The sequence below is a fragment of the Candidatus Photodesmus blepharonis genome, from assembly GCF_000731795.2.
Taxonomy (GTDB): Bacteria; Pseudomonadota; Gammaproteobacteria; order Enterobacterales; family Vibrionaceae; genus Vibrio; species Vibrio blepharonis.
In genome coordinates, this window is sequence record NZ_JGVK01000001.1 from 37,776 (window position 1) to 56,200 (window position 18,425).

Genomic DNA, 18,425 nt, shown 5'->3' on the forward strand with positions numbered 1-18,425 from the left:
TCAGCAAACAACAAAATTGTGAAAATAGATTTCAACTTGAAAAAAATAAGATAAACCTATCGCATATTTTTACATATAGTTTATTTTCAATTGAGAAATTGCTCAAATTTCTAACTATTTAAGCAGATAGTGCTTAATTGTTTTTTCAATACCTTTTGCATCGAGACCAAGTTCTGCACGCATTTCTTCTTGTGATCCTTGTCCGATGAATTTGTCTGGTAAGCCAAGGTTAAGCACTGGTTTTATAAGTTTTGCTTTCATCATATATTCAAGCACCGCGGTACCAGCGCCACCTAAAATTGAATTTTCTTCTACAGTAACGAGCAGATCATGACTTTTAGAGAGTTGTTCAATGAGTTTTTTATCTAACGGTTTAACAAAACGCATATCAGCAACTGTAGTATTCAGTTTTTCTGCCACCTCTAATATATTAGATAGCAAAATACCAAAATTCAGTATAGCTATTTTTTTCCCTTTTCGAAGAATACGACCTTTTCCAATTTCAAATGTACTGAATTGAGTCTGAATTTCAGCGCCTACTCCATTGCCGCGAGGATAACGAACCGCACTTGGACCACTATGTTGATAGCCGGTATAGAGCATTTGTCGGCATTCATTTTCATCGCTAGGCACCATTATAGTTATGTTTGGAATGCATCGCATAAAACTTAGATCGAACGCACCTTGGTGCGTTTCTCCATCCGCGCCAACTAAACCAGCGCGATCAATAGCAAACATTACTGGTAGATTCATAATTGCAACATCATGGATTAATTGATCGTATGCACGCTGCAAGAAAGTTGAATAAATGGCTACAATTGGTTTTTTTCCGGAAATTGCCATACCAGTAGCGAGAGTTACCGCGTGTTGCTCTGCTATAGCAACATCAAAATATTGTTCTGGAAATTTTTTTGAGAAACGTACCATTCCAGAACCTTCTCGCATTGCTGGAGTGATGGCCATCAGTTTAGGATCTTGTGCTGCCATATCGCATAGGAAGTCACCAAAAATTTTTGAAAAAGTTTGTATTGTATTGCTGCTTTTAGGTAGGTTCGGAGAGTTAGGATTAAATTTAGGTACACCATGATAACCAATGGGATCTTTTTCTGCGGGCTCGTAGCCTTTACCTTTCTTAGTGGTGATGTGTAAGAATTGAGGTCCTTTTAAATCACGCATATTTTTTAAAGTTTTGATAAGTTCATTTATATCATGACCATCAATTGGTCCGATATAATTGAAACCTAATTCTTCAAATAACGTGCCTGGAACAACCATACCTTTTAGATGCTCTTCAGTGCGTCGTACTAGTTTTTTAATTGATGGAATACCAGATAGCACTTTTTTGCTTCCTTCTCTAATGGAGGTATATAGATTTCCAGAAAGTACTTGTGCCAAATGATTGTTGAGTGCACCAACATTTTCTGAAATTGACATTTCGTTATCATTTAGAACAACCAACATATCTGGGTGGATATCCCCTGCATGGTTCATCGCTTCAAATGCCATGCCTGCAGTAATCGAGCCATCACCAATCACACTAACAACTTTGCGGTTTTTCCCTTCTTTAGCAATGCTGATAGCGATACCCAGTGCAGCACTAATGGAAGTAGAAGAGTGGCCAACGGACAGTGTATCGTATTCACTTTCTTCGCGCCAGGGAAAAGGATGTAGGCCATTTTTTTGTCGAATAGTTGACATTTTATCTCGACGATTAGTGAGAATTTTATGCGGATAAGCTTGGTGTCCTACATCCCAAATAAGTTGGTCAAAGGGAGTTTGATATACATAGTGTAATGCTACAGTTAGCTCTACTGTGCCTAAACCAGAAGCTAAATGACCACTAGATTGGCTTACTGAATTCAATAAATACATGCGTAATTCATCACATAACTGAGGCAGTGCTTCTTTTGGTAAAGTACGTAACTCGTGAGGTGTGTTTGCTATAGCCAATGTTGGATACTGTGAAATATTAAAGTTCATATAATATGTGCTTATTAGTGATCGCTAGCTGTCGCGGTCGATGATATAACAAGCGAACTTTTCAAGCAATTCTGTGTTGTATGGAATTGCATCTAAAGCTTGGAGTGCTTCTTCTAATAGAATCTTGGATTTGTTAATAGCATTATTTAAACCAAGTAGAGCGGGATAAGTGCTTTTATTTAACTGCTGATCAGAACCTTGTGGTTTTCCTAATGTTTCTGTGTTACTGATAACATCTAAAATGTCGTCTTGCACTTGGAAAGCTAGACCAATTGAATCAGCATACCTATCTAATTGGTGCATAATATCAACTCCTTTGCTTCCAGCTGCTAAGGCACCTAAACGAATGGCGCACTTAATTAATGCACCAGTTTTATTGCGATAAATTTCTTCTAATTCACTAAGAGAAATTTCTCGACTTTCAGCTTCGAGATCTAAAAATTGTCCCATGCACATACCATGTGCACCGGATGCTTGTGCCAATAATTGAACCATTTTGATGCGATTTTGTTCTGCTTGTTTGTGCAAATTGCCTTCTGAAAGAATAGTGAAAGCTAGTGTTTGTAATGCATCTCCAGTCAATATCGCTGTTGCTTCGTCAAATTTAATATGACAAGTTGGTTGTCCACGACGTAAACTATCATCATCCATCGAAGGAAGATCGTCATGGATTAAAGAGTAAGCATGGATACACTCAACGGCTGATGCAGGAGTGTCTAATTGTTCTGCGGAGCAGCCTAGTATTTTACCTGTAATATATACTAAAAATGGTCGAGCACGCTTTCCCCCGATCAAACTATAACGCATTGCTTTAATCAAAGATTGATGTTGATGAGGAAACCGGTTTAGCCATATATTAAGCTGGCAATTGTTTCTTTTGCGATAAGAGGTCAAGATCTCTTCATAATTGCTTTTCATTTATTATTCTGTATTGCTATTGAAATCAATAAGCCGCGGGTTTTCATCATTATTTTGCAATAAAATTTTCACTCGTTGCTCAACATCGGCAAGTTTGTTTTGACCTTCCCGAGCAAGGTAAATACCGTATTCAAATTTTTTTAACGCATTATCTAAGGTTAGGTTGCCGTTTTCCAACTCATGAACTAAGGTATCAAGTTCTTCAAGTGTTGCCTCAAACGACATATCTCTTAGTTTTTCGTTTGTCATAATTCATCCATATTTTAAAGAAAATTAGAGAAAAGCTATCTTGGTTGCAATTATGTTAAAATGCAACAAGTGCTCTATATCTTGCACCTTCATCCTGATTTAATCAGATTGTAACAAAGTGTTTAGTAATCATCAGATTTATTTTGTTAGTTTTGAGTGTAGAATGTCAGGAGCGTTGTAGTCTAGAAATTAAACTTTCTATAATCTGCTTGAATAGAGATTACTTTCAGCTTTAGCAATGCTAGTTGAATATCTTAACTTACGTTTTATATTCAAAAATATACCAGAGGAGTATTTTGTGGATTTAGCAACATTGCTAGGATTTATAGGTGGTATGGTTTTCGTTATCACAGCAATGATTTTGAGTGGCAGCATTGTGATGTTTTTTGATGTTACATCAATTTTGATTGTTGTTGGCGGTTCAACTTCCGTTGTGCTAATGAAGTTCACTATAAGGCAGTTTTTTGGTGCAGCAAAAATTGCTGGCAAAGCATTTATATTTAAAATGGATGAACCAGAAGATTTGATCAGCAGAATAATTGAAATGGCTGATTCAGCTAGAAAAGGCGGTTTTCTTGCTTTAGAAGAAATACAAATTACCAATAGTTTTATGCAGAAAGGTATTGATTTATTGGTTGACGGTTATGATGCTGACGTAGTGCGATCAGCATTGCAAAAAGATATTGCTTTAACTGATGAACGTCATGAGCGAGGTTCAGCAGTATTTCGTGCTTTTGGCGATGTGGCACCTGCTATGGGGATGATTGGTACTTTAGTTGGTTTGGTTGCGATGCTTTCCAATATGGATGACCCAAAAGCTATAGGTCCTGCGATGGCAATAGCGCTTTTAACAACGCTTTATGGTGCAATTCTTTCTAATATGGTATTTCTTCCGATTGCTGATAAGCTCTCTCTTCGTCGTGAACAAGGTAGATTGAATCGTCGCTTGGTTATGGATGGAATACTAGCCATTCAAGATGGTCAGAATCCGCGTGTGATAGATAATTATTTAAAAAACTATCTTAATGAAAGTAAACGTACTTTTAATGTTGATAGCGAATGAGTAAGGTGAAATATGGGTAATGAAACCCAACGTAGACGTTCCATTCGTGTTCTTCCTCTATGGATGGCAACATTTGCGGATTTGATGTCACTTCTAATGTGTTTTTTTGTACTGTTGTTCTCTTTTTCTGAAATGGATACATTGAAGTTTAAGCAAATTGCAGGTTCTATGAAGTCTGCTTTCGGAGCGCAGCATCGTTTGAATACACAAGAACTTCCGAATGGAAATAACATTTCACAGGAATTTTGGTCTGGCATAACAGATTCAAGCTCAATTGATCTGATTATGAGACGAACTACTGACGTTATTCAGGGGACGCTTAGGTTTCATGAAGGCAATGAAGAAATAGGAAATAAGTTATCCTTATCGCAATATGTTCAGAATTTTGTATTTCAAAGACAACAAGCTGAAGTGATTTCTAGGGGAATTGAGGAGAATATCAAGAAAGTATTAGAACAAGAAATTATAGAGGGAGCTATTGAAGTTGAAAATTTGGGACAGCAGATCGTGATTCGAATTCGAGAGAGGGGAGCATTTCCTGAAGGTTCTGCTTTTTTGCAACCTAAATTCCGTCCTTTGATTCAGAAAATTTCGGATTTTGTTAGAGATGTACCCGGGATCATCCATGTTTCTGGTCATACAGATAATCAACCTTTATATTCTGATCTATATCGTTCTAATTGGGATCTTTCTGCGCAGCGTGCAGTATCGGTTGCTCAAGAGATGGAAGCACAGCATAGATCTTTGCGTTATAGACTAAAAATTATAGGAATGGCAGATACTGATCCATTGGGCCCTAATGATACTGAGTTACAGCGCTCTGAAAATAGGAGAGTTGAAATTAGCGTCGTTCAAGGAACACCTATTTATAGCAATGATACGGTTTCAGTATATTGATTTATTAATTTGTGAAGTAGATTATGAAATTTATTGTTAAGATCCATCCAGAGGTTTTTATAAAAAGTAAATCTGTGCGTAATTGTTTCACGAAAATTTTAGAATGTAATATTCGGATTATTTTGAAACGTCGTACTAAGTTTGTTGAGGTCTTTAATCGTCGAGATCACATTGAAGTGAACTTACAGAGTCAAAAATATTCTGATGAAATACTTAAGGCCTTGACTCACATACCTGGTATTCACTATATTCTGGAAGTGCAGCAATCTAATTTTATAGATGTGAACGATATTTGTAAGCAGGTGTTGGATTTACATTGTGCAAATATTGAAAGAAAAACCTTTGTTGTTCGAGTTAAGCGCCGCGGCAAGCATAATTTTACTTCTACTGAGTTAGAATGTCAGATAGGCGGTGTTTTAAACCAAGCTGTTAATAGTGCATGTGTTAAGTTAGTTAACCCTGATGTGACGATAAATATCGAGGTTATTAATAAACAATTGAATCAAGTCCTATCTTGTCATAAAGGATTAGGTGGTTTTCCTTTAGGTACTCAAGAGGATGTACTAAGCCTTATTTCTGGTGGTTTTGATTCTGCTGTATCCAGTTATTTACATATAAAACGTGGTTCAAAAACACATTATTGTTTTTTTAATTTGGGTGGTTCTACACATGAAATAGGTGTAAAACAAGTTTCATATTTTCTTTGGAAAAAGTATGGTTCATCAGCAAAAGTAAAATTTTTAGAAATCAATTTTGAATCTGTAGTTGCTGAAATTCTTGAAAAGATTGAAGATAGTCAAATGGGTGTAGTGCTTAAACGCATGTTCATACGTGCTGGTACTATGTTAGCAAAAAAATACAACATTCAAGCATTAGTAACGGGAGAGGCACTTGGTCAGGTATCTAGTCAAACATTAACAAATTTACGTTGTATTAATAGTGTGACCGATATTTTGGTTCTTCGTCCACTTATTAATTGGGATAAGGAAGACATTATCCGTGTTGCGCGTGATATTGGTACTGAAATTTTCTCTAGGTTTATTCCAGAATATTGTGGGGTTATTTCTAAAAAGCCTACAGTTAAAGCCGTAATAAAGAAATTAGAGGATGAAGAAAGAAAATTTGATTTTTCTCTTCTTGAACATGCGGTGAATAACTCCCATGTAGTTGATATTCGAGATATTAAAAAAGAAAGTTTTGGAGTTGTTTCAAAAATTGAACAGGTAAAAACAGTAGAAAAGCATTCAATCATATTGGATATTCGCAGTCCTGACGAAAAAGATAATACGCCGTTAAAGATAGATGGTGCTAAAGTGCAACATCTCCCGTTCTTTCGTTTATCAACGCAGTTTGGTAGTTTGGATCAAAATAAGACTTATTTGTTATATTGTGCTCATGGTATTATGAGTCGTATTCAGGCCTTACATCTTCAAGAAGATGGTTTCGATAACGTGAAGATTTATCGTCCATAGTTATTAATTTCAACACAGAGTCCTTTTTGAAATTTTATTAGGAGAGAAGTGTACTCTTTCATTTCAGGTAAGTAGGCACGTTAGCGATACTATCAAGTACCACAGTCGCTAATTTTTTTCCTGCATCTGTTATAGATTTTCCCGTTCGAACTAAGATTCTGGTGTTTATACCAGCAGATTTGGCAGCCATCATATCTTCAATTTTATCGCCAATCATAGCAGAGTTTTTCATATCAATCTGTAGGGACTTGCAGGCCGCAATTAACATTCCAGGATTTGGTTTGCGGCAATAACAATTTTTTTTATACTTTCCGATACCACGTTCAGCGTGATGAGGGCAATAGTAGATAGCGTCAAAATTCACATTGTTATTAGAAAAACATCTGTTCATCCAACAAGTTAATGAAAGAAATGACTCTTTAGTAAATATACCCTGTGCAATACCAGATTGATTAGTAACTAGTACAAGCATATATCCCATTTTTTTTAGATTTTGTGTTGCCTCAAATACATTTTCAATAAAATCAAAATTGCGTTTATTGTGTACATAACCGTAGTCAATATTGATGACTCCATCTCGATCAAGAAATATAGCGGGTTTAATCATTTTTTTTCCTAGAGTAGGACTGACATGGATAGAATTAGCAGGATATATTCTGACTTTTTGTTAGTATTTCATCGTTTATTTTACTCCTTGTTAGTAGTAAGGAACACTCTTAATATCAAGATAAACATTCTTTCTTTCAGTTTGTTGAATATATGAATTTATACATATATAGTTTGATATTCCTTAGTTTTGTTTAAAGTGTCATCATAATTCTTCGGACCTAACAAAATCTTTAATGTAAAGTTAATGGCAATTAGGGGTTGTTTGGGTTATTGAAAAAACTCAATTTCTTGAAAAATACAATTGACACATGTTCGTATCTCGCAAATCTAGTGGAGTAGGTAAGATATCATGTAACCCTAATTTGGGTTATTTCAATTCTACTTGAATTATATTCAGTAAAGATATTTTTTCAATTTATTGTAGACAAGTTTTATGAGAAATAAAAAAAACATCACTTGGTTGGCTTTATCTGTCTTGATTGTAGTATTAAGCATACACGCAAAAGAAATGGAGCAGGATTCTCAAGTTGTAAGCGTTTTGGCAGAACGAGTAAAAGTTCAACAAATTTCCAAGTCTCTTTCTCTGATAGGTAGGCTTGAATCTAATGAATCTGTTGTTATTGCTTCTGAGGTAATCGGAAAAGTTGATAAAATCGTAGTTTCAGCAAATCAAGTAGTTAAGCATGGGAAATTACTTATTCAATTGGATGATAATAAAGCACAAGCACTAGTAGATGAGGCTCAAGCGTATTTAAATAATCAAAAACGCATTTTTAATGAATTGGAAGAATTAGTTAAAAAAGGAGCTGTTCCTAAAACTGAAATAGATGCTCAAAAGGCGAGTCTTGAAATTGCGGTAGCACGTTTATCTATAGCGAAGGCTAATTTAAATAAGCTATATATGGTAGCTCCATTTTCAGGGACAGTAGGCTTTGTTGATTTAAATCGAGGCCAATTAGTTAGTGTTGGTGATCGTTTGTTGACTTTAGATAACCTTTCAATCATGAAACTTGATTTAGAAGTTCCAGAAGTTTACCTATCGATGATCAGTGCAGGTATGAAAGTAAGCGCAAAAACTGCAGCTTGGGGAGATACTGAGTTTTTCGGAGAAGTAGTTGGTATTGATTCTCATATGAATCGCGATACTCTGAGCTTTAGAGTGCGCGTCCTTTTCAAAAACAGTTCTAAAAAACTAAAACCTGGTATGTTGATTTCTGCAAACATAATTTTCTCACCTATGCAAGTGTCTATTATTCCTGTTCAATCTATTGAATACTCAGGAAATAAGCGTTTTGTTTACGTTATTTCTCAAGACTCTAAAGTTATTCGAACTGAAGTTATTTTAGGTTCCCATATCGGTAATAGTATTGTAGTTGAGAGAGGATTGGAAATTGGTCAGAAAGTTGTTGTTCAGGGTACTGTCAACATGCGTGATGGTATTTCGGTTTCGGAACTAAATGAATATAATCTCCAAGAGAAAAAGGAAGTTGATTAATCATGTGGTTATCCGATGTCTCAGTTAAAAGACCAGTAGCTGCTATTGTGCTAAGTTTATTGCTTTGTGTGTTTGGCATAGTTTCCTTTTCTAAGCTTTCTATTCGTGAAATGCCAGACATTAAGAACTTGGTAGTTTCCATTAGTACTAGTTATGAAGGAGTATCAGCAACTGTTATTGAGACTCAAGTAACCTCTGTGCTTGAAGATCAGCTATCAGGTATTGATGGTGTAGAGAAAATTGTTTCGTCTACTGAAAAGGGGATATCTTTAATTACTGTTACTTTTAAATCAGCTTACGACATTAATATTGGAATGAATGAGTTACGTGATGCAGTTTCTCGGGCTAGGCCTTTATTGCCTAATGGTGCTCATGATCCAATCATTTTAAAAAATAATAGGTTAGGTGCAGCATCTCTGTACATCAGTTTCAGTTCGTCCAAAATGAATCGAGTGCAGTTGACTGATTATATTGATAGAGTATTGATGGATCGGTTTAATTTAATCTCTGGTGTAAGTTCGGTTGATTTATTTGGTGCTCTGCATAAAGTAATGTATATCAAGCTTAAGCCTGATTTAATGGCTGGATTGAGTGTTGTAGTATCTGACATCGTTAGCGTCTTGAGAAGTGAAAATATTGAAAGTCCAGCTGGTGAAATTAGCAATGATTCAACCGTCATGCCTGTTCGTGTTGCACGTTCTTATCATAACGTACAAGATTTTGAGAATTTAGTAATAAAACGTATTAATGATACTCCTATTTATTTAAAAAATATCGCTGATATTTATGTAGGTGCCAAAGATGATGGATCCATTTTTAAGAGTGATGGTACTGTTAGTGTCAGTATGGGGATTATGACTCAATCTGATGCCAATCCCCTCGAAGTTGCTCATTTAGTTCGTGCAGAAGTGGAAAAAGTTCAGAATTCTTTACCAGAAGGAGCTAGCCTATCGATTCATTATGATTCAACTGTTTTTATAGAGCATTCGATTTTTGAGGTTTATAAGACATTATTATTTACTGGTATTTGCGTTGTGTTAGTGCTGTATGTTTTTGTTGGTCAGATAAGGGTAGCTTTTATTCCCGCAATAACAGTGCCAGTATCCTTAATATCGGCGTTAATAGTTGCTTACTACTTTGGATTTTCTATTAATTTGCTTACATTGATGGCATTGATTTTGTCTATTGGTCTTGTTGTTGATGATGCAATTGTTGTAGTAGAGAACATTTTTCATCATCTTGAACAAGGAGAACCACCTTTGGTTGCCGCATACAAGGGTACTCGTGAAGTAAGTTTTGCAGTTATAGCAACAACTTTGGTACTTGTTATGGTATTTTTACCGATTTCTTTTATGGATGGTATGATTGGTCTGCTATTCACAGAATTTTCTGTTTTGCTGGCAGCATCGGTAATTTTTTCATCTCTTATTGCTTTAACTTTAACACCAGTGCTTAGCAGCGGAACCTTGAAGTCAAGTTCAAGTGCGAAAGTTAGTCGATTAAATTCGCTTGTTAACCAATTATTTACTAAATTAGAGTTTTTTTACCGTTCATCATTAAAGGTGATGCTTAGATGGAAATGGATTCCGCCAGTGCTTGTTGCGCTATGTATTACTGGAAGTTTTAGTTTTATGAATCAAGTACCATCTGAGTTAGTACCAGTAGAAGATCGTGGTGTAATTGGTGCGTTTGTTCAGGGAGCTGATGCTACTAGTAATAATCGTATATCCAACAACATGGATATTATTGAAGACCGTTTAATGTCTATGCTTGATCAAGGGTTATTGAAATCGTTTAGTTTGCAATCACCAGCTTTAGGTGGTAGCGCTGGAACAGGTTTTGTTATCATACTTTTGGAAGATTTAAACAAACGTAATCTCACAATACATCAAGTATTAGAAAGAGTAAGTAAAGCGTTGATTGGTATTCCTGATGTACGTATATTCCCTTTCATACCAGGATTTAGAGGTAGTTTCAATGAACCTGTACAATTTGTGCTTAGAGGTTCTGATTACGTAGAATTGAAAGAGATAGCAGAAGTTTTGAGGCATCAAGCAGAGATTTCTCCCTTTTTGGAAGGAGTTAATGTCCATTATTCAGAAAAAACACCAGAATTAGTAGCAAGGATCAACAAGATACATGCAGCAGAATTAGGAATTCATGTTTCTGATATTGCTTCTACTTTAGAAATTATGCTTGGTGGAAAAAATGAAACAACTTTTGTTGAACGTGGCATGGAATATGATGTTTACTTACGTGGTGATGAAAAGAATTTCAATAATGCTATAGATCTAAGTAAAGTTTATATGCGTACGAGATCGGGTAAATTAGTTGTATTAAATACAGTAGTTAGTATGGAAGAGGTAGCATCGCCTGTTAGTTTACCTCACTATAACAAGCAAAAATCTATTACAGTGACAGCTAATATATCTAATGGTTTTACTCTTGGGGAAGCATTGCATTTTTTAGATAACCAGGTTATTAAGGTATTACCAAGCGATATTTCGATGAGTTACTTTGGTGAATCTAAGGAATATAAGGAGAATAAATCAAATGTTTTAACAATATTTATTATCTCTTTATTGGTAGCTTATTTAGTTCTTGCTGCGCAGTTTGAGAGTTTTATTAATCCATTGGTTGTTATGTTCACTGTTCCTACAGGAGTATTTGGTGGTTTTTTAGGCTTATTCTTAATGAAGCAAGGACTTAACATTTATAGTCAGATTGGTATGATTATGTTGGTTGGTATGGTAACTAAGAATGGAATTTTGATAGTAGAGTTTGCCAATCAACTTCGTGATCGTGGAATTGAATTTGAGGAGGCTATTATTGATGCTGCAGTTCGTCGTTTGCGTCCAATTATGATGACTGCATTTACTACTATCGCGGGTTCCATTCCGCTGATTTTATCAACAGGATCTGGTTATGAGAATCGTGTTGCAGTGGGTACAGTTATTTTCTTCGGTATGAGTTTCGCCACTCTGGTAACTTTATTTGTTATTCCTACAATGTATAGTTTGATCTCAGCATCTACACAATCACCTGGTCATATAGGAGCAAAGCTTCGAAAGGAGTTAAAAATGATACAAAAGCATGAAGTACTTCCTTTTAAGTGAAGAAATTCAGCTGGTTCTATGTTAAAATCGCAGAATTTGTAGTTCTTTTAAAGTAGTTATCGTTTTAAAATTTTACGTTAACGATATATATTAGGAGGTACTAGGATGCTAAGACGTGATATGAACATCGCCGATTATGATCCCGAGTTATTTTCAGCTATTCAGAAGGAAACTCTCCGTCAGGAAGAACACATTGAGCTTATCGCTTCAGAGAATTACACAAGTCCACGCGTAATGGAAGCGCAAGGTTCGCAGTTGACGAATAAATATGCTGAAGGTTATTCAAAGAAACGTTATTACGGAGGTTGTGAATATGTTGACAGAATAGAAATGTTAGCGATTGAACGTGCGTGTCAACTCTTTGGTGCAGTATACGCAAACGTACAACCGCATTCTGGTTCTCAGGCCAATAATGCAGTCTACACAGCCTTATTAGAGGTTGGCGACACAATTTTAGGTATGGGATTGGCGTGTGGTGGTCATCTTACTCATGGTTCATCTGTAAACTTTTCTGGTAAACTTTATAATGTCATTTTTTATGGCGTCAATTCGGAAGGTCAGATTGATTATCAAGAAGTAGAAGCCTTGTCTATCAAACATAAACCTAGGATGATAATAGGTGGTTTTTCGGCTTATTCTCAAATTTGTGATTGGAAGCTGATGCGTAAAATTGCTGATAAGGTAGGTGCCTATTTCTTTGCAGATATGGCACATGTTGCTGGTCTTGTAGCGACAGGAGTATACCCTAGCCCTGTACCGTATGCACATGTAGTAACGAGCACTACACATAAAACGTTAGCTGGTCCTCGCGGTGGTCTCATTTTATCTAATGAAGATGAGAAATTACAAAAGAGACTGGACGCATCTGTGTTTCCTGGTACTCAAGGTGGTCCTTTAATGCACGTTATCGCTGGTAAAGCAGTAGCCTTTAAGGAAGCCATGGAACCCGAATTTAAAGAATACCAAATTAGGGTTGTTGAAAATGCAAAAGTGATGGTTCGTGAGTTTTTAGCTCGTGGTTATAACGTTGTTTCTGGATCGACCACAAATCATTTATTTCTCGTTGATTTAATTGATAAAGGTATTACAGGTAAAGATGCAGATAAAGCATTGGGTGAAGCCAATATTACTATAAATAAAAATTCCGTACCAAACGATCCACGTAGTCCGTTTGTTACTTCTGGTATTCGTATTGGTTCTTCTTCTATTACTCGTCGTGGCTGTAGAGAGAGAGATGTTCAGAAAATAGCAGGTTGGGTGTGCGATATTCTTGATAATATCGGAGATCAACGTGTTATTAAAAGAATAAAGATGAGAGTACTAGAAATGTGCAAGCGATTCCCAGTGTACCTTTAATTCGATACAAGTTATTGAACAATCTTTTATTTATCTAATTTGTATGCCTTTTGCTTGAAGATCGGCATGGTATGAGGATCGAACAAACGGTCCGCATGCAGCGTGAGTAAACCCAATATCAATAGCAATTTTTCTTAGCTCTTCGAACTCTGATGGTGGGATATAGCGTTGGACGGGAAGGTGATCAGGACTCGGGGACAGATATTGACCTAAGGTGATCATAGTAACACTATGGGCACGCAGATCTTTAAGTACTTTAATAATTTCCTCTTTTTTTTCACCTAATCCCAGCATAAGTCCCGATTTTGTTGGAATATTTGGATTTTGCTTTTGGAACTTTTGTAAAAGCTCCAGTGATCCTTTATAGCTTGCGCCTGGGCGTGTTTTTTTATAAAAACGGGGAATTGTCTCTAAATTATGGTTAAAGATGTCTGGTGGATTTTTTTTAATTAGATTAAGCGCGACATTCACACAGCCGCGAAAGTCAGGTACTAGTATTTCAATTTTTATGCTTGGATTTAGCATGCGAATTTCTAGATTGCAATCAGAAAAGTGCTCTGCACCACCATCATGCAAGTCATCGCGAGCAACGGATGTAATCACTACATACTCTAATTTCATTTCTTTGATAGCTTGTGCTAGTTTTCTGGGTTCGCTGAGTTTTGCAGGCATAGGGCGGCCGTGAGCGACATCACAAAAAGGGCAACGACGTGTACAAATAGTACCAAGGATTAGAAAAGTAGCTACACCATGATTAAAGCATTCTACTAAATTTGGACAGGAAGCCTCTTCACATACTGAGTGAAGATTATTTTTACGCATGACTAATTTTGTCTCATGAACGCGCTGACTATCTGAAGGAATTTTGATTTTCATCCATTTGGGTTTGCGAAGCACTTCTTTTGTTATTGATAGATCTTTGATTGGAATCTTAACCTTAGCGTTTTTTTCTCTTTCGATCGGTTTTTTCATACTTTAATTATTTTCGTAATTAATTTGGCGGTTACTAATTAGTTTATTTGTAAAATATTTTTATAGTCAAGCAATAAAATCAATTCCTTAATCAATTGTTTTTCAACTAATTTTACTTGTTTAGGTCCACCTAAGTCACTCACCTGTATCATCTTCATTCCTTGATAACCGCACGGATTAATACCTAAAAAAGGAGCTAAGTCCATGTTAATATTCAGTGCTAACCCGTGAAACGAACACCCATTTCGAATACGCAAAGCTAGAGAGCAAATTTTTTGGTTCTTAACATATACACCAGGTGAGTCAGGTTTTGACGCTGAGTGGATATTGTATGTTTTTAAAGTATTAATTACTAGATTTTCTATATGTGTGATGAAATTCCGAACACCTAATTTTTTTCGATTGAGGTCAATGAGAAAGTAGACGATTAGCTGTCCTGGAGCGTGATAAGTAACTTGACCACCGCGATCACTTTGAAAGACCGGGATTTTACCCGTATCGAGAAGATGTTCAGTTTTACCTGCTTGACCTTGAGTAAAAACAGGTTGATGTTCTAGTAGCCATATTTCATCTCGACTTTTATTTGTACGATTATTAGTGAATGTGTGCATAGCTTGTAAAACATGTTCGTATTCCTGCTGACCTAATCTTTTTATTACAAGCTGGTTTTCTATATTCATGATCTGTTATTTACAAGAAAGCATCATTGTAAAATAGAACAGTTCTGATGAGTTCACAAGAAGTATGTAAGTTTTTTTTCTTTTACAAAACCATGCGAACGATATCTATTGCCGCTAGCTCTGCATATAGGGTTTCTATCTGTTTAATTGATGTTGCGGTAATCTTGATAGAAACTGCATAGTAATTACCTTTGGCACTTGATTTCACTATTGGTTTGTAGGATCCTGGAGCGTGCCGTTGAGTAATTTCTAAAATTAATTTTATTAGAGCAGGTTTTGAATCCCCTATTACCTTATAGGTGAAATCACAAGGGAATTGGAGTAAGTCTTTCAATTTCATATTTTTTTATTGACGTCTATTATTAGGAGAATTCCATTTAATAGTTTCCTTTAAGAGTACTATAACGATAGTAAGCAAAAATGAATAAAGTTTTTTTCTAGAAATGGAAAAAAGATTTGAATATAAGAACAATATAATCCCAAAAACAGCTAAATAATCCACCTTCCTCTACGCTTTTTAGAGCTAAAAGTGAGTATTCAGCAATATTCTTGTCATCTAATTGGTAGTATACCTTGCCGACTACATCTCCTTTCGAAATTGGTGCTTCAAGTTCTTTTTCAAGTATGAAGCTTGCTTTTAAATTTTTCGCTTGACCACGAGGTAACGTCACGTAAGTGTCTTGATTAACGCCAAGAGTAATGGTATCTTCGTTACCCATCCAAATTTTTTCTTGAACAAGAGCTTCACCTGCCTTGTGTGGTGAAACTGTCTCAAAAAAACGAAAACCGTAGCTTAGTAGTTTTTTGCTCTCAAATTTACGAGTATTAGAACTTTTGCTACCCATAACAACAGCAATCAAACGCATCTCCCCTTCAGTAGCGGAACTCAATAGATTATAACCTGAATTTTTAGTATGACCAGTTTTAACGCCATCTACATTCATACTTTTATCCCAAAGTAAGCTATTCCTATTGTATTGAGTTATGCCATTATAAGTAAATTTTTTTTCTGAATAGATAGGATATTCTTTTGGAAGATCTCGAATTAAAGCTGAAGCAAGCAGCGCCATATCGTATGGTGTTGAATATAGCTTTGGATCATCTAAACCATGTACATTAGTAAAGTTAGTGTTGGTCATACCAATGCTGTTAGCCCAAGAATTCATTAAACTAACGAACGCATCTTCAGAACCAGCAATGTGTTCTGCCATTGCAACGCAAGCATCGTTTCCAGATTGAATAATAATCCCACGATTAAGTTCTTTTACTTTTACTTTGTTTCCAACTTCGATAAACATCTTAGAAGAATCAGGAAAATTTTTAGACCATGCATTTTGACTAATGACAACGTTATCCTCAGGAGAGATCTTGCCATGTACAAGCTCCTGACCAATGATGTAACTAGTCATAATTTTAGTCAAGCTCGCAGGAGATAGCTTGCGATGCATCTCCTTTTCAGTTAGTACTTTACCTGAATGATAATCGATCAGCACATAGCCTTTTGCTCCAATTTTTGGAGCATCTGGAATAACAATAGGAGGGTTTATAGCAAGGGTTTCCGGTATTCTACAAATGGAGATAAAAACAGTAAAAAAAGATATAATCAACGTCGTTTTTTTCATAATAAGCAGAAGTTTATATTGAATCGTATACATTTACCAGTAAATTTACCCAAAATAGTTTATTTATTGGATGTTGAATTATTGTATCATTCTGACGAATGAAGAATTGTAGCCTAGTAGTTTAGCTTTTTTTAATTTTTTTTTGGCTAGCGTAAGATCTGAGAATGGGCCTAAAAGTACCTGGTGAATTTTATTCTGACTATTAACAAAAACATTTACCGATAACTTTTTATTTAAATCTTTAACTAAAACTTGAGACCGATCTATAGACTCTAGAGAGGCTACCTGAACCGCATAATTAAAGGCGTTTTGGTTCCCTTCAGAAGCTTTGCTTACAGTAATCACTTCAATAGCCACATTGGCAGTACCTGGTCCTATTATATCTAATTTGCGCGCAGCTGCATAGCTTAAATCGATAATTCGGTTGTCGTGGAATGGACCACGATCATTTACACGTACAACAGCTACTTTGTTGTTATCAGTATTGATGATTTTCACATAGATTGGAATCGGTAATGTTTTGTGTGCTGCAGACATTGAATACATGTCATATATCTCGCCATTTGCAGTCAAATGCCCATGAAATTTTTTTCCATACCAAGAAGCTTTTCCTTTTTCTTTAAAACCTTGTACACTTTCAACAATGACATAATCATTACCATGCAGAGTATAATTTTGGTTTCCACCTAGGCTGTATGGTTCATACCGTGGTGTAGCATCTTTAGTGTTTGCTACTGGAATAATTTTTTGAGGAGCAGAATCGTGTTTAACATTATAACGGCTTACAGAAGAACAACAACTCGTTAGTATGATAGTACTTCCAATGATAAATAAAAAATGCTGTTTTTTCATCAATCATGTGACCTTTGAGAAGGCTTTTCTATGAGTATGTATGGACATCAGAACCCCGAAACTAGCCATCAAAGTTACCATTGATGTCCCTCCATAACTGATTAAGGGGAGAGGAATACCAACAACGGGCAAAATTCCACTAACCATACCAATGTTAACAAATATGTAAACAAAAAAGCTTAAAACTATACTACCAGCCATCATACGACCAAAAGCAGTTTGTACGTCGCTTGCCAAAGATAATCCACGACCGATAATAAACAGGTAGATTGATAGAAGAATTAAAATACCAATGAGTCCCCATTCTTCAGCAATTACCGCAAAAATAAAATCTGTGTGACGTTCCGGTAGAAATTCTAATTGCGATTGAGTTCCTTCTAGCCATCCCTTACCCGAAATACCACCCGAACCAATCGCAATTTTGCTTTGAATGATATGGTAACCTGAACCAAGAGGGTCAGATTCAGGATTAAATAAAGTTCTTACGCGTGCTTTTTGATATTCATGCATACAGAAAAACCAAAAAATTGGAATCAATGCGCTAATAGCCAATATGGAAAAAGAAATAACTTTCCACCTAATACCTGAAAGGAAGATAACAAAAATTCCTGAGGTAGCGATAAGCATGGCAGTACCTAAGTCAGGTTGTTTTGCTATTAGAATGGTGGGAACCAGTAGCATCATTAAGGAAAATATCAAAGTTTGAAACGTCGGTGGAAAAGAACTTTTATTTCCTATAAAGCGAGCAATCATAAGAGGTACTGCAAGCTTCAATAGTTCTGATGGTTGAAATCGAATAAAACCTAGGTTAAGCCAGCGTTGAGCACCTTTTGAAGCTTCACCCCAAAAAAGTACACTGAATAACAGGGCGATACCACAGAAAAATACTAATGGTGCAAGTGATTCATAAGTTCTTGGTGGAATTTGTGCTGCGAAAAGCATGATCCCAATCGATAATAGCATACGTACAATCTGGCGATCTCTCATAGCTGAATTTTGACCGCTAGCACTGTATATCACAATGAGACCGAAAATCATAAGCGTAAGAATTCCAATTAACAGAGGCAAGTCGATATGTAGATGCTGAAAAAATACTCGATTATGGATTTTTAATGAGTTGTATCGCATTATTTATTTTTCCTTT

The 18,425-nt window shown here is 35.9% G+C and carries 16 protein-coding genes; 6 read left to right on the top strand and 10 right to left on the bottom strand.

The window, feature by feature from the left end; genetic code table 11:
* Positions 1 to 114 precede the first annotated feature (114 nt).
* Genes dxs through CF67_RS00185 form a run of 3 tightly spaced genes read right to left on the bottom strand, consistent with a single transcriptional unit; the run spans position 115 to position 3,147 of the window.
* Positions 115 to 1,980 carry a 1-deoxy-D-xylulose-5-phosphate synthase gene (gene dxs / locus CF67_RS00175; RefSeq protein WP_034412882.1) on the bottom strand — a complete coding sequence of 622 codons (1,866 nt, stop codon included), beginning with the start codon at positions 1,978 to 1,980 and terminating at the stop codon, positions 115 to 117.
* A gap of 24 nt (positions 1,981 to 2,004) precedes the next feature.
* Entirely contained in the window at positions 2,005 to 2,898 is an 894-nt protein-coding gene (gene ispA / locus CF67_RS00180; protein ID WP_034412884.1) for a (2E,6E)-farnesyl diphosphate synthase, read from the bottom strand.
* Positions 2,899 to 2,901: 3 nt separating this feature from the next.
* Positions 2,902 to 3,147, bottom strand: a complete 246-nt coding sequence (locus CF67_RS00185) for an exodeoxyribonuclease VII small subunit (protein WP_034412886.1) — start codon at positions 3,145 to 3,147, stop codon at positions 2,902 to 2,904.
* 298 nt (positions 3,148 to 3,445) lie between these two features.
* On the opposite strand from CF67_RS00185, the gene pomA reads away from it, so the two are divergent.
* Genes pomA through thiI form a run of 3 tightly spaced genes read left to right on the top strand, consistent with a single transcriptional unit; the run spans position 3,446 to position 6,579 of the window.
* Positions 3,446 to 4,210, top strand: a complete 765-nt coding sequence (gene pomA / locus CF67_RS00190) for a flagellar motor protein PomA (protein WP_034412888.1) — start codon at positions 3,446 to 3,448, stop codon at positions 4,208 to 4,210.
* 12 nt (positions 4,211 to 4,222) lie between these two features.
* Positions 4,223 to 5,107, top strand: coding sequence for a flagellar motor protein MotB (locus tag CF67_RS00195; protein ID WP_034412890.1), 885 nt, complete (start codon positions 4,223 to 4,225; stop codon positions 5,105 to 5,107).
* Positions 5,108 to 5,130: 23 nt separating this feature from the next.
* Positions 5,131 to 6,579, top strand: a complete 1,449-nt coding sequence (gene thiI, locus CF67_RS00200; protein ID WP_034412892.1) for a tRNA uracil 4-sulfurtransferase ThiI — start codon at positions 5,131 to 5,133, stop codon at positions 6,577 to 6,579.
* A 58-nt stretch (positions 6,580 to 6,637) separates the two neighbouring features.
* Here the strand turns inward: thiI and gmhB are convergent, their stop codons facing one another.
* Complete coding sequence (gene gmhB, locus CF67_RS00205; protein WP_034412894.1) at positions 6,638 to 7,186, bottom strand: D-glycero-beta-D-manno-heptose 1,7-bisphosphate 7-phosphatase; 549 nt, start codon at positions 7,184 to 7,186, stop codon at positions 6,638 to 6,640.
* A 435-nt stretch (positions 7,187 to 7,621) separates the two neighbouring features.
* Between gmhB and CF67_RS00210 the strand changes: the two genes are divergently transcribed.
* The 3 genes from CF67_RS00210 to glyA all read left to right on the top strand — a co-directional run bounded on the left by CF67_RS00210 (position 7,622) and on the right by glyA (position 13,155).
* A complete protein-coding gene (locus CF67_RS00210; protein ID WP_034412897.1) occupies positions 7,622 to 8,683 on the top strand; it encodes an efflux RND transporter periplasmic adaptor subunit in 1,062 nt (353 codons plus the stop codon).
* 2 nt (positions 8,684 to 8,685) lie between these two features.
* A complete protein-coding gene (locus CF67_RS00215; RefSeq protein WP_034412899.1) occupies positions 8,686 to 11,799 on the top strand; it encodes an efflux RND transporter permease subunit in 3,114 nt (1,037 codons plus the stop codon).
* Between the two features lie 105 nt (positions 11,800 to 11,904).
* A complete protein-coding gene (glyA, locus tag CF67_RS00220) occupies positions 11,905 to 13,155 on the top strand; it encodes a serine hydroxymethyltransferase (RefSeq protein ID WP_034412901.1) in 1,251 nt (416 codons plus the stop codon).
* A gap of 30 nt (positions 13,156 to 13,185) precedes the next feature.
* On the opposite strand, the gene lipA is transcribed toward glyA, so the two are convergent.
* The 6 genes from lipA to rodA form a co-directional block, all read right to left on the bottom strand.
* Positions 13,186 to 14,127: a lipoyl synthase gene (gene lipA / locus CF67_RS00225; RefSeq protein ID WP_034412903.1), complete on the bottom strand. Its 942-nt coding sequence runs from the start codon at positions 14,125 to 14,127 to the stop codon at positions 13,186 to 13,188.
* 38 nt (positions 14,128 to 14,165) lie between these two features.
* Positions 14,166 to 14,801 carry a lipoyl(octanoyl) transferase LipB gene (lipB, locus tag CF67_RS00230; RefSeq protein WP_034412992.1) on the bottom strand — a complete coding sequence of 212 codons (636 nt, stop codon included), beginning with the start codon at positions 14,799 to 14,801 and terminating at the stop codon, positions 14,166 to 14,168.
* 88 nt (positions 14,802 to 14,889) lie between these two features.
* The gene (ybeD, locus tag CF67_RS00235) at positions 14,890 to 15,147 is read right to left on the bottom strand and encodes a DUF493 family protein YbeD (protein WP_034412905.1); all 258 of its coding nucleotides are present in this window, start codon (positions 15,145 to 15,147) and stop codon (positions 14,890 to 14,892) included.
* A 97-nt stretch (positions 15,148 to 15,244) separates the two neighbouring features.
* Complete coding sequence (locus tag CF67_RS00240) at positions 15,245 to 16,429, bottom strand: serine hydrolase (RefSeq protein WP_034412907.1); 1,185 nt, start codon at positions 16,427 to 16,429, stop codon at positions 15,245 to 15,247.
* A gap of 78 nt (positions 16,430 to 16,507) precedes the next feature.
* Positions 16,508 to 17,281 (bottom strand): septal ring lytic transglycosylase RlpA family protein, encoded by a 774-nt coding sequence (locus tag CF67_RS00245; protein ID WP_034412908.1) that lies wholly within the window; start codon positions 17,279 to 17,281, stop codon positions 16,508 to 16,510.
* Between the two features lie 3 nt (positions 17,282 to 17,284).
* Complete coding sequence (rodA, locus tag CF67_RS00250; RefSeq protein WP_034412910.1) at positions 17,285 to 18,409, bottom strand: rod shape-determining protein RodA; 1,125 nt, start codon at positions 18,407 to 18,409, stop codon at positions 17,285 to 17,287.
* Between the last annotated feature and the right edge of the window lie 16 nt (positions 18,410 to 18,425).

Coding starts and splice junctions, on each gene's coding strand:
- dxs (WP_034412882.1), bottom strand. CDS start 1,980: ATGAACTTTAATATTTCACAGTATCCAACATTGGCTATAGCAAACACA.
- ispA (WP_034412884.1), bottom strand. CDS start 2,898: ATGAAAAGCAATTATGAAGAGATCTTGACCTCTTATCGCAAAAGAAAC.
- CF67_RS00185 (WP_034412886.1), bottom strand. CDS start 3,147: ATGACAAACGAAAAACTAAGAGATATGTCGTTTGAGGCAACACTTGAA.
- CF67_RS00195 (WP_034412890.1), top strand. CDS start 4,223: ATGGGTAATGAAACCCAACGTAGACGTTCCATTCGTGTTCTTCCTCTA.
- thiI (WP_034412892.1), top strand. CDS start 5,131: ATGAAATTTATTGTTAAGATCCATCCAGAGGTTTTTATAAAAAGTAAA.
- gmhB (WP_034412894.1), bottom strand. CDS start 7,186: ATGATTAAACCCGCTATATTTCTTGATCGAGATGGAGTCATCAATATT.
- CF67_RS00210 (WP_034412897.1), top strand. CDS start 7,622: ATGAGAAATAAAAAAAACATCACTTGGTTGGCTTTATCTGTCTTGATT.
- CF67_RS00215 (WP_034412899.1), top strand. CDS start 8,686: ATGTGGTTATCCGATGTCTCAGTTAAAAGACCAGTAGCTGCTATTGTG.
- glyA (WP_034412901.1), top strand. CDS start 11,905: ATGCTAAGACGTGATATGAACATCGCCGATTATGATCCCGAGTTATTT.
- lipA (WP_034412903.1), bottom strand. CDS start 14,127: ATGAAAAAACCGATCGAAAGAGAAAAAAACGCTAAGGTTAAGATTCCA.
- ybeD (WP_034412905.1), bottom strand. CDS start 15,147: ATGAAATTGAAAGACTTACTCCAATTCCCTTGTGATTTCACCTATAAG.
- CF67_RS00240 (WP_034412907.1), bottom strand. CDS start 16,429: ATGAAAAAAACGACGTTGATTATATCTTTTTTTACTGTTTTTATCTCC.
- CF67_RS00245 (WP_034412908.1), bottom strand. CDS start 17,281: ATGAAAAAACAGCATTTTTTATTTATCATTGGAAGTACTATCATACTA.
- rodA (WP_034412910.1), bottom strand. CDS start 18,409: ATGCGATACAACTCATTAAAAATCCATAATCGAGTATTTTTTCAGCAT.